Genomic DNA, 15,776 nt, shown 5'->3' with positions numbered 1-15,776 from the left:
AACACTATATATTATTTAATAGAAGTAAACATTGTGCTACTTCATCAAAATTCAATATTATTATACTGTTGCAGGAACATAAACTCTCTTAGCAAGCTCATCATCCATTAGATATAATGCAGCTGGATTTCCTTCAACTCTTCTAACCTTTTTAAGTAAAGCATTGAAGTTATTTTCTTCTTCAACCTGCTCATCTATAAACCATTTAAGTAAGCTAATTGTAGCATGCTCTCTTTCTTCATAAGCAATATCTGTTAACTCATAAATCTTTTTAGTTACAAGTTGCTCATGCTTATATCCCTTTTCAAAAACATCAATTATTCCATCGTACTTTGGCTGTGGTTTATCTATATGCTCTAATTCAATTGAACCATTTTTTTGATAAACGTAATCGTATAATTTCATTGCATGATCTAATTCTTCCTTAGCTTGGACTCTGAAGAAGTTTGCAAATCCACCTAAATCTAAAGATTCACAGTATCCAGCCATAGCAAGATATGTGTAAGAAGAATAGAATTCAAAATTTACTTGCTCATTAAGAGCTTTTAATAAATTTTCATTTAACATTTCTTTTAACCCCCTTATATTTAACGATTAATTTAACTATTGTATATAATAAATATTATGTTAATTTAATAAAAAATTATAACATTATCTGTTACTATTATATACCATATTCATTAAATGATAAACATACTCTTATAATTTTAATTTTTATATAATAAAGATTACTTATATAGTTCATTATTAATTGAACTATAACAACTTTCATGAACAAAGTAAGCTATACACTTTACTTATATAGCTTACTCTCGCTATTAAAACTATCTTTTCTTAAAGATAGTCTCTCCTTCTTTTATAGTTTCTACAACTTGTATATCCTTAATTTTCATTGGATCAACTTTTAAGATATTCTTATCTAATATAACTAAGTCTGCTAGCTTTCCTTCCTTTAATGTCCCTTTAATATCTTCTTCAAAATATTGATATGCTGCATTCTTAGTTACAGCTTTTAAAGCATCTAATGGACTTATTCTCTCATCATTACCTAATAAAACTCCATTTTTAGTTATTCTATTAACTGCACACCATATAGTTTCTAACATATTCGGCTCTATAACTGGTGAGTCCTGATGGAATGTATAAATTATTCCCTTATCTTGAGCTGATTTAGCTAAGCTTATTCTGCTCGCTCTTTCCATACCATAATTCTTAATATGAATATCTCCCCAATGATATACGTGAGCAACAAAAAATGATGGTATCATTCCAAGTTTTTTTACATTATCTAATTGATCTCTATCTAATAATTGTGCATGAACTATAACAGGTCTTATATCATTTGATGATTGAGTTTCTTGCTTTGCTAGTTCAAATTGATCTATGTATTGTTGGCATGCAGCATCACCATTACAGTGAACTAAAATCTGCATATTATCTTTTAATGCTAATTCTAAATATTGCTTTAATTCTTCATCTTTTTTTGTTCCATAAGCATAATAGTCTTTTTCTTCTCCTAAATATGTAGTTCTCATCCAAGCTGTACGTCCTTGTGGTGAACCATCTAAGAAAGTTTTGTATCCACCCATCTTTATGTGATTATCATATTTATTCAAGCAACTAGCAAACTTTTCTTTTAATGCACTAGCATTAGATATGTCTAAGAATCCTATTAAGTCTACTTTAAGCATCTTTGATTGTATTAAAAATTGATAAATAGGAGCTAGCTGTTCTACTACAAACCCTTCTTGAACAGTTGTTATTCCATTACTTGCATATGAATTCTGAGCCTTCATTAAATTACCGAAAAACTCTTCATTAGACATCATAGGAAGCTTTTGAATATATTCCATAAAAGCAGCTTCTTCTATATATCCTGTAGGTTCTCCATCCTTCTTGCCAATTACTCCACCCTCTGGATTTGGAGTATCATTAGTAATTCTTAATTCATTTAAAGCCATAGTATTTAAAACTCCCATATGACCTGATTTATGCTTTACTATAATTGGATTATCTGGTGCTGCTTTATCTAATAATCTTCTAGTTGGATGCTCTTTCTCTACTAAAAAGTTTTGGTCATATCCATCACCTTGAATCCACTTACCTGCAGGTATATTATTTTTTTCAATAAACTTTTTTATAGCTGCTGCAACTTCTGCAAAACTTGTAGTTTCTTTAAGGTCTACTTGCGAAAAAGAGCTTGCATATCCAGAAAAGTGGCTATGTGGGTCTATAAATGATGGCATTAAAGTTTTTCCCTGTAAATCTATTAGTTCTACCTCTTTACTTGCTTCCTTAATTAAATCATCTTTTTTTCCTAATTTATATATCTTACTATCCTTAACTAGAATAGCTTCAACATATAAATCATCTTCAAGAGTCAATATGTCACCATTGAAATATAACTTTTCATTATTTATCATCTTAAATCCTCCTTAGTAAAATATACCTATATGTATTTTTACTTTCTCTTTTTAATATCTTCCCCTTAAATTCCTAATATAACTTAAATAACTTACCTACTTGAATTATACTACTTTTGGTAAGAACAAATTGTAATTAATCTATTAATTTATACTTATAAAAACAAGAACACTTCTTTACAAAAAGTGTTTCTTAATAATAGTATTCTTTTTAAAACTTTCCATTCTTTTTCAATTCCTTGTAATATTTACATCTACTTTGCAGCCTACATTCTCCACATTTTGGGTTTCTAGCAATACAACATCTTCTTCCATGAAATATTAGAAGGTGATGTGCAAGACTCCATTCCTTTTTAGGTAATTCTTTTTGTAGTTGCTTTTCAACCTCTAAAACATTATCCGAGTCTGCTAATCCTAAACGATTTGAAACTCTAAATACATGTGTATCTACAGCTATTGAAGGAACTCCAAAAGCATTTGATAAAACTACATTTGCAGTTTTACGCCCTGCACCTGCTAAAGTCACTATCTCTTCCATAGTTTTAGGAACTTCACCATTAAAATTATTTTTAAGTTGATTACACATTATCATTATATTTTTAGCCTTGCTTCTATAAAGTCCTATTTGTTTTATTCTTTCTTCAAGTTCATCTATAGATAATGTTAAAAAAGCATCTAAATCTGGGTAATCTCTAAATAAAGTTTCAGTGACTTCATTAACCTTTTTATCTGTAGTTTGGGCTGAAAGTATAGTTGCTACTAATAGTTGAAATGGTGAATTATGCTCTAATTCACATTTGGCATCTGGGTATAATTCTTTTAATATATCTAAAATTGCTTTAGTTCTTTGCTTCATAATAATCACCTTTCTAATAACTTAAAAGTTAAAAATAATAATTTTATCTTTCCTAATTGTTAATTCTTTTAATCTCATCAATGCAATTATTTATCATTAGAGAATCTCCTTTATATTTTTCAATGTCTTCTCCTTCATTATGTAACCTAATTATTGCATTTCTTCTTATGACGTTTTTACCTCTCCATCCACAAGAGGTTTTAGATATTTTTTCTTTAAACTCTTTATTGTTTAAATCAGCATAATATTTTATATCAGCTGTATTCATAAAGTCTAATGACTTAAATTCTTCTAAATTAGAAAAGCTAATTTCTTTATTATAAGGACAAGTATTTTGACAAATATCACAACCAAAAATTCTATTCTTGATAAGCTTATAATCTATCTTAGAAAGTTCCTTTTTTTGAGTTATGTATGATGAACATATATTAGGATTTTTTCTTCCTGTCATAATTGCTTTTGTTGGACAATTATCTATACAAACTTTACATTCATTACAACCATTATACTTTTGAATATCCTCAAAAGTTCCTGCATCTCTACAACAAATTTCTAAATCTGTTATTATCTCACCTAAAAAAACATATGAACCATACTTTTTAGTTATAATCATATTATTCTTTCCTATTATACCAAGTCCAGCTAAAAATCCTATATATCTTTCTGGAAGTGAATTGCTATCTACTAAAGGAATAGCTTTTCCTCCTAATTCATTTATATATGTACATATTTTATCTAAGTAGCTTTTAACTACTCTATGATAATCATATCCCTTTGTATAAACAGAAAATCCATTATCAACATCCTCTTTTCCCATATAATATGGGAAAGCTATAGAAATAATAGTTTTCCCATCTTCCATATATACATTAGGATTAATCCTTTTTTCTATATCATTTTCTTCAAATTCATTTTCTAGACCTTTTTCTTTTCTGTCTAAATAAAACTCACGTAACTCTTCAAAAACTCTGCACTTTACAAAACCAATAGTATCTAAACCTATCGAATTACAATACTTAACTATTTTTTCTTTAATCATTCTTAAATCACCATATCATTATAGATATTTTTTTTACTTTCATTATTTTTTTCTGTTTCTATCTCCGGGTTGCTTTTAACAACTCTAACTAAATTTTTTGCTGCTTTTCCTACTGCTGTAACTCCAGTTGGAACATCTTTTAAAACTACAGCATTAGCTCCAATCTTAGCTCCATCCCCTACTGTAATTGGACCTAAGACTTTAGCTCCACATCCTATCACAACATCATTTCCTATAGTTGGATGCCTCTTACCTTTATCTTTTCCTGTTCCCCCTAAAGTTACTCCATGATATATAGTAACATTATCACCTATCTCAGTAGTTTCTCCTATTACTACACCCATTCCATGATCTATAAACAACCCTCTACCAATTTTAGCACCTGGATGTATCTCTATGCCAGTAAAAAATCTTGCTAATTGTGATATAAGTCTTGCCATAAAGAAAAACTTTTTAGAGTATAAAAAATGAGCTATTCTATATGAAATTAGTGCATGAACACACGGATATAACAAAAATACTTCAATCTTACTTCTAGCCGCAGGATCCTTTTCCATTATATTATTCAAATCATGACTCAAATTCTTAAACAATCTAATACCCCTCCTTTGGTATGAGCTACTCTCGAAATATAAATATCACTTTGCCAGAGAAATACGCCTCTAGCATATATGTTTCTCATTTATTCAATGAGACATTTTTCCATAATACAAAAACATATTTCTCTTTTACTTAGTCAAACATTTATTCCTGCTTTTAGCATATATTTCTCTTAAGCAAAGCCGAACATTTCTCCTAATTACTCTGTATTTTACTCATAAATTCCCATAGATATATATTTTTCTCCTCCATCTGGAGCTATAGCTAGTACTTTTTTGCCTTTTCCTAATTTCTTAGCTACTTGTAATGCTGCAAAAAGTGCCGCTCCTGATGATATCCCTATTAGTATTCCTTCTTTCCTAGCAAATTCAACTGCTGTATTTATCGCATCTTGGTCTGAAACTGGTATTATTTCATCAACATATTCTCCTTTGTAAATTGAAGGAATGAATCCTGCACCTATTCCTTGAATTTTATGAGCTCCTGGTCCTTTTCCTGCCAGTACTTGTGATTTTTCTGGCTCTACAGCTACAACCTTTAATGTTTTTATATTTTCTTTTAATTTTTTAGCTACTCCAGTAATAGTACCTCCTGTCCCAACTCCTGCTACAAAAGCATCTAAATCTTTAATATCTTCTAATATTTCATCTGCTGTAGTTTCATAATGTTTATTTGGATTCGCTATATTTTCAAATTGTTGTGGCATGAAATATCCATAGTTATCTACCAACTCAGTAGCTTTTGCTATAGCCCCTTTCATCCCCTTTGCTCCTTCAGTTAAAATTAGTTCTGCTCCATAAGCCTTGATTAAATCTCTTCTTTCTTTACTCATAGTTTCAGGCATAACTATAATTACTTTATATCCTTTTACTCGTCCTATCATAGCAATTGCAATACCTGTATTTCCACTTGTAGGTTCTATTATTGTAGATCCTTCTTTTAATATTCCTAACTCTTCTGCTTTTTCAATCATCCCTAAAGCAGCTCTATCTTTAACACTACCACCTGGATTAAACTTTTCTAACTTAACATATACATCAGCACTATTTTCTCCTACCATATTGTTTAGCTTTAAAATTGGTGTTTTTCCTATTAAATCTAGCATTGAATTATAAATCATAATTATTCCCCTTTCTCTACACATATCTTTTATATATATTTAAAATTAATTTCTTTTATTATATAATAATAATTTTCCTAGGAATTTTTATAAAAAAAATACGCCTCTATAACTTAGAGACGATAAAATATCCGTGGTTCCACTCTACTTGGATTATATAAAAATAATCCCACTCAATAAAGGTACAATCATACCTCTTCACTATAACGGGTGAACCCGTAACACCGTACTATTATTTCAGGCTTAAACTCCAAAGGGCACTTCGTTATAAATTACTGGCAAAAAGTTCTCAGCATCCTTTTCTCTCTGTAACCTTCCTTTATACTACTTTCCTTTTTCACAGTTTCAATTCTTACTATTTAACTCTGTTTTATATTTTTATTATATGCTTTTCTCAAATTTTGTAAACACTTTTTTAAAATTTATTTTTCTTTTTCCACATTGGGTATAAAAACTCATCTATTAAGTCATGAGTATTTACTGATCCAATTAAGACATCATTGTCATCAACTACAGGGATAGATAATAGGTCATATTTTGATACTATTTCTATAGCTTCATTTATATCAACAAAATGTCTTATAACATTAGTGTTTTCATTCATAGCTTCTCTAGCCTTTGTCTCAGGAGTATTCATTATCAAATCCTTAAGTGTTAATATTCCTAACACTCTTTCATCTTCATCTGTTATAAATATTGAGTTTAACTGCTCATCTTCTGGTTCAGTCTCTCTAAGAATTTCAATAATTTCACCTATTGTTATATCTATATTGAAAGAAATAAATTCTTTACTCATTATACTACCTACAGTTTCATCATCATACTGTAAAAGTTCTTTAACTTCATTAGCATCTTCAGCTTCCAAATTTATAAGAATCTTTTCTCTCTCATCATCATCTAGTTCATCTAAGAAATCTGCTATCTCATCATTAGGCATATTTTCTAATAATTCTGCAGCCTTAGCTTCACTTATATCTTTAATTATAGCACCTTTATATTCAGGATCTATTTCTTCTAAGGCATCCGCTGCTAAATCTTCATCTATGAATTCAAAAATTTTCTTTCTTGAATTTGAATCTAAGTCCTCTAATATATCTGCTAAATCTGCTGGATGTAATGTTGATAGTTTTTTATATGGTATAGCAATTTGTAAATTATTATTTACCATTTCTAAAGATTCAACATCATCCCACATAAGAACCTTATCTTCAAAATCCTTATGAAGTGTTTTATATATTAACTTTCCAACGTTTAAAAGTCCAAATCTTCTTGCTCTAGCCATTGGCCCAGTCTCTACCGCTATTACTCTATATTCACCAGCTATCTCAGCAATTCTTAAATCATCAACTCTTACAACTTGCTTTCCATTTATATCTACAATTTTTTTATCTAAAAGATGCTCTGATAAAAGATAAGAGTATCTTCTCGGCAGTATCTCTTTGCTCCCTCTAGTCATTATCTTTACTTTATTATCATTTTGTAAAAAGATTACACTTCTAAATTCATAATGAAATGTTGACCTATCTCTTTTCACTTTATATCCTATAACTCTTGGATACCCTTCATCTGTAGTTACATAAATATCCTTTAATGTACCTAATACCTCATCAAATTCGTCATATATCTTCTTGTCTAAAATGCTACTAAATAGTAGTACTGATAATTTTTTCATAAAGTTTCCTCCTATATTTAGAGAGAATAACTTTATTCAAATAATTTAAAACTTAAAGTAATTCCCTCTATACTATTATTTGATTTTTCTAACTTAATACTCTGAGGGACACCCTCCATCTTAAATTCACCACCTGTAAATTTTCTAAATAAATCTCTAGCAACTTAGCTAGTAGTATTTTAACAATATGTGTATATAATCTGATTCTGAATTAGCCTCAAATTTTTTATATACTAAACAATAAAGTTTTTATTAGCACATTTGCATATTAAGTGCTATTCTAAATGCAATTAAAAATGCCCATTAGCTGGGCATTTCATATACTAATATTATATTATAGAAACCTTGAAAGGCAACAAATTTTGATTTATATTTGAAATATTTATATTACCTATTTAATTTATTATATTATTTTTTATATCTATTCTAAAAAAGAGATATCGTGATAATTTTTTATTACGATACCTCTTTTTCATTATTTAAAATATACTATATTATTTAAAAGTTCTTAACGCTTTATAGTTAACTAATAAAATTAATATATCTCCTATAAACGGATAAGGAAATACCTTTATTCCACCTAGGAAAATAATGAATTCAGCTATAGTAATCATAAGACTTATTGTAAGTAGTTTCATTCCCCATTTATTACAATACGGCTTGTCTACACATAGCAGTGCTACTATTGCAATAGATGCAATTATAATTAAATAAATAAGATTTGGTGTTAAACTATTTTTGAAAGTTATTATAAATCCAAATGAATTATTAATATTTATGTTTACCTTGTACAAATATAATTCGCCTATATATAGTAATAATAAAATAGCCATAAATATAAAATTATAATCAAATGTTGTACCTTCATTTCTTAAAAATATATATGCTGTACCTAATGCTACTAACGGTATAGCAGGATAATTAAGTAAGATAAAACCTCTTAAAAAATATACTATTGTCTGTGATTCTATTAATGTCCCTATTAAAACTGCTATATATCTCATAAATAATAATGCAAATGTAATACAGAAAAATGTTTTCACTTTTTTAGGACATTTATTTTTATTTATTATTAGTAAATATAAAATAAAAATAATTATAAATATCAGAGTTAAAAGGTAAGCAAAATTTAACATAATATGTTCCTTTCATAGTGCTGTTATTTATAATTATTATTTTATTTTGTAAATTATTCTTTATTAATCTATTTTACACCTAAAATTTTCAGTCCACCTTTTATACACTTAATATCTAATGGGAAATCTGGACCTTTTTCTCCATCAATATCTGTAACTATATCCTCATAACATTCAATATGAATTTCCTTAGATTTGAAATATATTACATTTTCTGAGTCTAAGTGCTCCCCTTTTAATACCTTTATAAATAGAGGTATTAATTCCATTATAGGTATTGCCTTAAATATTATCACATCTAACAATCCATCTTTAGCATCAGACTTTGTAGCAAGCTTAAAGTTACCTGCTGTTTGGCCATTAAATACTAATAAGAAATACATCTCACCTTCAAAGTTAACATTCTCTGAGTTTATCTTAACCTTTAGCTTTCTGAAGTTTGGTAACTCCTCTAAGCCTTTTAGGTAATATGCTAATTTACCTATAGTATTTTTTATATTTACATCTGTTTTTTGTGATACATCTGTAAAAAGCCCTGTGCTTGCTACATTAACAAAGTATTTATCATTTATACTTCCTAAGTCTACTGTAGTTATATGTGAATTTATAATCCTATTACATGCTTCTTCTATATCTGAAGGTATACCTAAGAACTTAGCGAAATCATTTGCTGTTCCTACTGGTAAAATTGCTATAGGTATTGATATACCTTGCTTTGCCATCGCATTAACAACTGAATCAACTGTTCCATCTCCACCAGCTACTAAAACATATTTATAATCAAAATCTTTTACATCCTTAAAAGCCTCAGAAACATCTTCGTCTCTACTTATTCTATACGGAACTATAGTATATCCAGCATCTTGATGAATACTTATAACCTTATCTACCTTAGAAAGAATTAAATTTTCACCTGAGTAAGGATTGTAAATAAACTTTACATATCTCACAGCTCTACCTCCCTAGTATCTTTACTAAAATATTACATATATTAAATTATAACATACTTAACTTTTATAAATCATTATATTACTAATAATATTTTGTAAATAATCTTTATATAAATATAGCTTTTCTATATGATTACAAATTATAGTATTATATTTTATTAGGTATTATGTTATAATTATATATCATTAATTTGGAATTATTTTGGGAGTGATTATATGAAAAGATCTTATATTCCTAATGCTTTTACTTTTATTAATTTATCTTTAGGCATATGTTCAATTTTATCCACAATAGACGGTAATTACGCATTAGCAAGCATTTTTATACTTTTAGCAGGATTAATAGACAGATATGATGGGAGAATTGCGAGATTTCTTAATGCAAGTAGTGAGCTTGGAAAGGAATTAGATTCTTTAGCTGACTTAGTTTCATTCGGTGTAGCACCATCAATTCTATCTTTTTTATTATTTAATTTTAAAGGTGTAGGACCTACAAGCCTAATTGGATTTATAGTACTACTAACGTTTCCAATATGTGGTGCTTTTAGACTAGCTAGGTATAATGTATCTACCTTTGATGGTGTATTTGCAGGAGTGCCAATAACTATTGCTGGATGCTTTATGGCTTTATTTATTTTACTTACTATAAACGTAAATATGTCTGCAGTTATACCAATGCTTCTTATGATTGTATTTTCTTATTTAATGGTTAGTAATTTTAAATTAAAAAAATTCTAATTATAAAAAGCTGTGCATATGCACAGCTTTTTATAATTAATAATCTAAACATAAATCACTATAAAACTTAAAGTATTAATTATTTCTATTAACCATTAATTCTTATCTTTTTTAGGCTCTTCTTTAGGTCTAGGTCCATAGTTACCTCCAGGTGAGCTGTTAAATCCTCCTGAACTAGTAACTCCTGGTGAGTTTGAAAATTGTAAATCACTATCCACCTCAGTTAAAATAAGGTCAGTATTACCATTTTTCAGTATATAATCATTCATAACTGCTACATACTTATAGTACGATTCCCCACACTCTTCAAGCAAATCTATCAAATGATCAATTTCATCTCCTAGTTTATCTGCTCTATTAACAGCTTCTTTGACATATTTTGTCCTTGCTTCTGGTATATTATTCAATTCAAAAGCACCTCCAATTAAAAGTCTATAGGAGTCTGTTAATGTTTTTAATAAACTAGCTAAATTACTTAAATTTATATAATACTCGTGTATTAATTTGTTATATCCCATTAGCTACCTCCTACACAAAAAAGTAACATATAGTTATGATTACATATACCGCTATTAATACTATTCCTTCAAACCAATTAGTACTACCATCAACGAAGACTATATATGACATAAAAATAGCTAGTCCTGCTATTATTATATTTAGTACTGAAAAAACTAAGGCCATTTGTATTCCTAGTAAAAAAGCTGTTAATACTAGAATTGGAGTTGCAAATAATGCTATTTGTATTCCTGAACCTATAGCTATCTCCAAACTTAAATTTACTTTATTTCTTACAGCACACATAATAGCTGAAATATTCTCTCCTATATTACCCAAAACAGGAATTAATATTATCCCCATAAATCCTTCGGATATATTAAAATTCTCTATAATAATATTAGCATCATTTATTACCTTTTCTGACAAAAAGTATATAGCCAAACTTATAACAAATATTTTTATTAGTAAGATAACTAACTCTATCTTATCTGATTTCTTCTCCTCTATTTTTTCAGTTTTGTCATCTCCTAATATTAAATTACTATGTGTATATAATGAATATATTAACCCTAATAAATATACACATATTAAAATTATTGATACTACAGCACTTATTTTTATTACTGTTTCAGATGGTATACTTGAATAATTATTTATGCAAGCCATTACTACCATAGATGACATAGCTAATAACAACATACTAAAGTTTGTTTTAGCATTATTCTTATTAAAAGTTTGTTGCTTATATTTTAATCCACCTAATAATATTGAAACTCCAAGTACTAAGAGCATATTATTAACTATACATCCTATCATAGCAGCTTGTACCATAGAAATAAGCCCTAATCTCAATGACCATATTCCCATTATTATTTCAGGTAAATTACCTAAAGTAGCTGTTAATAATCCTCCTTTTTTTTCTCCTATATATTCTGAAATACTAGAAGTGAATTCCCCAAGCATAAAGGCAAGGGGAATCATTGCAATTGAATGTATTACTAATCCTAATACTATATTAGTTGTATTAATAAAGAAGCACCCTAATGAAATTATAAATAGAATTATGCTATCTCTTGTTTTCCTATCTCTTAAAGCCTCTAGCATACTCATCATCTATATCACTATATACACTTCTACTATTTGATCCTTTATAATTTTCTTTTGTTTCTCCTTTATTTATATATTTATCTTTATTATTTGTAGCACTATTTATATACTCATCATCTATAGAGTTGTACATAGTTGCCTCCACATAAGTAGCTTCTTTCTCCTGTAATGCCTTATAATATTCTTCATCAACTTCTTGTCCATTTGTTTCTTTACTACCAGGCTTTATATAAGTGGCCTCTTTATTTTGTAATGCTTTATAATACTCCTGATTAACTTTCTCTTCACCAGTACTCTCTCGATTCATTTCTGTTGTGCGTTTATCTAACAACCCTAAATTTTCCTTATAATCATACATAACAGGAACAAAAAAGTCCCTAGGCATTGATATATACATAACTTTTCCTCCTATGCATCTTTAATTTCACAGCATGGTTTAAAATATGCCCTTGGATATTTGCAAAGTGGACAAATTAACGGAGCTTCAGTACCTTCATGTATATATCCACAATTCATACAACACCACTTAGATTCTTTTGCTCCACTAAACATTGTTCCATCTTCTAATTTGTCATATAGCTTCTTAAATCGTTCAGAATGTGATTCTTCTACTTCTTGCAATTCTTTAAAGAAATCAGCTATATCATTAAACCCTTCTCTCCTTGCTTCATCTTCAAACTTTTTATAAATATTCTTGTATTCTTCGTTTTCCCCCATAATAGCATCTAATAAATTCTCACAAGTAGAATTCACATCTTTTAAGAATTGTCCATATACTCTCCTAGCATGAGCTAGTTCATTTTTAGCTGTCTTATCAAATATTTCTCCTACCCATTGATATCCTTCTTGTCTTGCCTTCTCAGCAAATAATGTATACTTAGTATTTGCTCTACTTTCCCCTGCAAAGGTTCTATAAAGATTTTTTTCTGTATTACTTCCTTTTAAATCCATAGTCTTCTCCTAAAAAATATTTACACTATTAAAATATTCAAAAGGATTTAATATGTGCCTTTAAGAAATAAGAGAGCAGCTTGAACTTAATTCATTCAAACTGCTCTCTTATTTCTAATTTACCATTATCCATTATCATTAATTGATATAAACTTTTCTATCATTATCACATAAGATTTCTATATTTTTACCTTCCCTTGTTTTTGTCTTTAATAGTACTTTTCTTCCCCATAAATCAAATAAATACTTTAATGTCTCTTTAGCATATAAAAGTTCTAGTTCTCTTCCATCAAATACATGTTCTAATGTTAAAGTACCATCTTTTCTGTCTAAGTCAACAATTCTGATATATGGTATTCCACCTACTCCACAAGTAGATGATAATGTATCTCTTATAATCTTCCATCCTTCATCATCAGAAACTTCTTCGATTACAAAATCAAAGCTCTTTTTAGCATATTGGAACAAATTCAATTCATTACATAAATCTTGTGTTAAATATTTTCTTAAGAATGAATTATCTCTTTCTAGACTTCTAACCTCAAAAAGCTTTTCTCTTCCATATCTCTTTTCAATATCTTGGAATATCTTAAATCCCATATAATAAGGGTTAAGTCCACCAAGTATAGGCGCTATTACATCATTATGTCTTTTTAAGAATTCAAAATGAAGTCCTTCTGGCAATTCCAAAGAGTTTAAAATTGTGTAGTGCCAATAGCTTGCCCATCCCTCATTCATTATCTTAGTTTCTATTTGTGGCATAAAATATTCAGTTTCTCTCTTAACTATTTTTAATACAGTCTTTTCCCATTCTTCTAGATATCCATATTTAATTATAAATCCTATAACATCATCACAAGGTTCAAGTGGTATTTTATTTAAATCAGGAAGTTCTATTTCTTCATCTTGGTCTAAAACATATCTACCTTCAATCTTTCTATTATACTCATTCATTAGATTAGCTTTTATTTCTTCCTGACTTAACTCCTTAACACCTACTACTCTTGGTATTTGAAACTTTAATGCATGAGCTGCATCTAATATCTTTTCTACCTTTGCATATCCTATATTAGGATCATTAACATATCCTCTTATTATTTCAGCATCTAGCTTAAACATCTCTAAAGTATAATAAGCCTTAGTTCCTTCTTTAAATAATCTATTATTTTTAAAGAAATCATTATGACCATATACGTGTGCCATTGTTAGTATTTGTAATAACAATGAATTTTCTCTCATCAAATATGCTAAGCATGGGTCTGAATTAATAACCATCTCATATGGTAATCCAGTTAAATTAAGAGAATATAATGTTTTGTTTTTTTCGTATGCTTTTCCATAGCTCCAATGTGGATATTTAGAGGGCATACCTACGTATGCCTCATATCCAATCATTTCATTATATCCAATTATCTCAAATTCTTGAGGATAATAGTCTAAACCAAAGCTTTTAGCTTTTTCTTCTATTTTTACATTCCATTCTTGTAAATCATTTAAATTATACTCCATCGTTTCCCTCCTTAAGCTCCTTACTAAGCATTATCTTTAAAGCATCCCAAAGATTTTTCTTTTCCTTAATTATTACAGATACAAAGTTCTTTTCATGTATCTCTTTATTAAAACGATAATACATAGTAGTTGAATAAGTTGATGGTAAAAGTTCAGCATATCCAAACATATTACTTATTTCACATAAATTTTTAACTGCATTTATTGCTCTTTCATTATCCTCTGACCAGTTATCACCATCACTAGCATATATAGGATATATATTCCATACCTCTGGAGAATACTTCTCTTCAATTATCTTTAATGCCAAATTTAATCCACTAGATATATAAGTTCCTCCTGATTCAGCTTTATGGAAAAATTCATATTCATTTACGTTCTTAGCCACAGTAGTATGTGAAATAAACTCAAAAGCTATATTATTATATTTTCTTTTTATAAATCTAGAAAGTACAAAGAAGAATGACCTTGCAAGATATTTTTTAGTAGTATCCATAGACCCAGATACGTCCATTATAAATATTAAAACTGCATTACTTTCCTTTTTAGGTTTCTTTTTAACTTTGTAATACCTTAAATCATCTTCTCTAAATGGGAATCTTTCTAACTCCTGATCTATACCACTTTCCATTAAAGCTCTCTTCTTACCTTGTTTTCTTGCTGTCTTAGACATAACAGTTTTTTTCTTTGCCAACCTTGGTCGTATTCCGTACTTTTGATATCCACGCTTCCTTGAAGCACTTTCTGTTAAAACTTCTGAAAACTTCTTTCTATCTAGATTAGGCAAGTCTAAATCTTCTACTATATAATCTAATAATTCTTCCATAGTGATTTCTGTTTCATAAATATCATCACCTTCGCCTTGCCCTGCTCCTTTATTTCCTTTTTTTCCACTACCATCTGCTGAGCCGACTTTATCCCCTCTTTTTTCTTCACCAGTACCAGATGCTACTCCAGTACTATTTTTACCAAAAATAAATTGATACTCTTTAATTCCTCTAATAGGTATTTTAAACTTCTTATTTTTAGTTTCACCTACTATACTTTCCTCTGATAATATGTCGCCAATATTTTCTTTTATAGACTTCTCTACTAATTGTCTGTGTCTTCTTCTATCTTCTATACTTCTATCGTGTTCAATAGGATTATCGCTATTATCTCTAAAGATTGCCAT

Annotated in this window: 16 protein-coding genes and 1 other annotated feature; of the genes, 1 reads left to right on the top strand and 15 read right to left on the bottom strand. The window is 28.7% G+C overall.

Annotated features, from left to right (window positions below):
* Nucleotides 1-60 precede the first annotated feature (60 nt).
* The 9 genes from H8S10_RS08585 to H8S10_RS08545 all read right to left on the bottom strand — a co-directional run bounded on the left by H8S10_RS08585 (nucleotide 61) and on the right by H8S10_RS08545 (nucleotide 9,796).
* Nucleotides 61-567, bottom strand: coding sequence for a ferritin (locus H8S10_RS08585; protein WP_055264469.1), 507 nt, complete (start codon nucleotides 565-567; stop codon nucleotides 61-63).
* Nucleotides 568-824: 257 nt separating this feature from the next.
* On the bottom strand, nucleotides 825-2,423 hold the full coding sequence (locus H8S10_RS08580; RefSeq protein WP_186838582.1) for an amidohydrolase: 1,599 nt from the start codon (nucleotides 2,421-2,423) through the stop codon (nucleotides 825-827).
* Between the two features lie 211 nt (nucleotides 2,424-2,634).
* Nucleotides 2,635-3,279 (bottom strand): endonuclease III, encoded by a 645-nt coding sequence (gene nth / locus H8S10_RS08575; RefSeq protein ID WP_055264473.1) that lies wholly within the window; start codon nucleotides 3,277-3,279, stop codon nucleotides 2,635-2,637.
* A 52-nt stretch (nucleotides 3,280-3,331) separates the two neighbouring features.
* Nucleotides 3,332-4,318, bottom strand: coding sequence for a tRNA epoxyqueuosine(34) reductase QueG (queG, locus tag H8S10_RS08570; protein WP_186838581.1), 987 nt, complete (start codon nucleotides 4,316-4,318; stop codon nucleotides 3,332-3,334).
* A gap of 2 nt (nucleotides 4,319-4,320) precedes the next feature.
* Nucleotides 4,321-4,911 (bottom strand): serine O-acetyltransferase EpsC, encoded by a 591-nt coding sequence (gene epsC / locus H8S10_RS08565; RefSeq protein WP_186838580.1) that lies wholly within the window; start codon nucleotides 4,909-4,911, stop codon nucleotides 4,321-4,323.
* Nucleotides 4,912-5,129: 218 nt separating this feature from the next.
* Nucleotides 5,130-6,038: a cysteine synthase A gene (gene cysK, locus H8S10_RS08560; protein ID WP_055264479.1), complete on the bottom strand. Its 909-nt coding sequence runs from the start codon at nucleotides 6,036-6,038 to the stop codon at nucleotides 5,130-5,132.
* Between the two features lie 112 nt (nucleotides 6,039-6,150).
* Nucleotides 6,151-6,388 (bottom strand) — a binding site (T-box leader).
* A gap of 65 nt (nucleotides 6,389-6,453) precedes the next feature.
* Nucleotides 6,454-7,710, bottom strand: coding sequence for a CBS domain-containing protein (locus H8S10_RS08555; protein ID WP_055264481.1), 1,257 nt, complete (start codon nucleotides 7,708-7,710; stop codon nucleotides 6,454-6,456).
* A 494-nt stretch (nucleotides 7,711-8,204) separates the two neighbouring features.
* On the bottom strand, nucleotides 8,205-8,846 hold the full coding sequence (locus H8S10_RS08550; RefSeq protein WP_186838579.1) for a hypothetical protein: 642 nt from the start codon (nucleotides 8,844-8,846) through the stop codon (nucleotides 8,205-8,207).
* A 68-nt stretch (nucleotides 8,847-8,914) separates the two neighbouring features.
* Complete coding sequence (locus H8S10_RS08545; protein WP_186838578.1) at nucleotides 8,915-9,796, bottom strand: YegS/Rv2252/BmrU family lipid kinase; 882 nt, start codon at nucleotides 9,794-9,796, stop codon at nucleotides 8,915-8,917.
* Nucleotides 9,797-10,012: 216 nt separating this feature from the next.
* Between H8S10_RS08545 and pssA the strand changes: the two genes are divergently transcribed.
* The gene (pssA, locus tag H8S10_RS08540) at nucleotides 10,013-10,534 is read left to right on the top strand and encodes a CDP-diacylglycerol--serine O-phosphatidyltransferase (RefSeq protein WP_055264487.1); all 522 of its coding nucleotides are present in this window, start codon (nucleotides 10,013-10,015) and stop codon (nucleotides 10,532-10,534) included.
* Between the two features lie 95 nt (nucleotides 10,535-10,629).
* Here pssA and H8S10_RS08535 read toward each other — a convergent pair whose 3' ends face one another.
* The 6 genes from H8S10_RS08535 to yhbH form a co-directional block, all read right to left on the bottom strand.
* Nucleotides 10,630-11,052 (bottom strand): hypothetical protein, encoded by a 423-nt coding sequence (locus H8S10_RS08535; RefSeq protein WP_070205651.1) that lies wholly within the window; start codon nucleotides 11,050-11,052, stop codon nucleotides 10,630-10,632.
* A gap of 10 nt (nucleotides 11,053-11,062) precedes the next feature.
* Nucleotides 11,063-12,148, bottom strand: a complete 1,086-nt coding sequence (gene cax, locus H8S10_RS08530; protein ID WP_186838577.1) for a calcium/proton exchanger — start codon at nucleotides 12,146-12,148, stop codon at nucleotides 11,063-11,065.
* Nucleotides 12,117-12,539, bottom strand: coding sequence for a hypothetical protein (locus H8S10_RS08525; protein ID WP_055264491.1), 423 nt, complete (start codon nucleotides 12,537-12,539; stop codon nucleotides 12,117-12,119). The genes cax and H8S10_RS08525 overlap by 32 nt, the downstream gene beginning before the upstream one ends.
* 11 nt (nucleotides 12,540-12,550) lie before the next feature.
* On the bottom strand, nucleotides 12,551-13,093 hold the full coding sequence (locus H8S10_RS08520; protein WP_186838576.1) for a rubrerythrin family protein: 543 nt from the start codon (nucleotides 13,091-13,093) through the stop codon (nucleotides 12,551-12,553).
* A 138-nt stretch (nucleotides 13,094-13,231) separates the two neighbouring features.
* The gene (locus H8S10_RS08515; protein ID WP_186838575.1) at nucleotides 13,232-14,602 is read right to left on the bottom strand and encodes a SpoVR family protein; all 1,371 of its coding nucleotides are present in this window, start codon (nucleotides 14,600-14,602) and stop codon (nucleotides 13,232-13,234) included.
* Nucleotides 14,592-15,776, bottom strand: a complete 1,185-nt coding sequence (gene yhbH / locus H8S10_RS08510; protein WP_055264550.1) for a sporulation protein YhbH — start codon at nucleotides 15,774-15,776, stop codon at nucleotides 14,592-14,594. The genes H8S10_RS08515 and yhbH overlap by 11 nt, the downstream gene beginning before the upstream one ends.

Source organism: Clostridium sp. NSJ-49 (assembly GCF_014287725.1).
Taxonomy (GTDB): domain Bacteria; phylum Bacillota; class Clostridia; order Clostridiales; family Clostridiaceae; genus Clostridium; species Clostridium disporicum_B.
The sequence above is the reverse complement of the archived record's forward strand: the minus strand, read 5'-3'. Positions and strand labels throughout refer to the sequence as shown.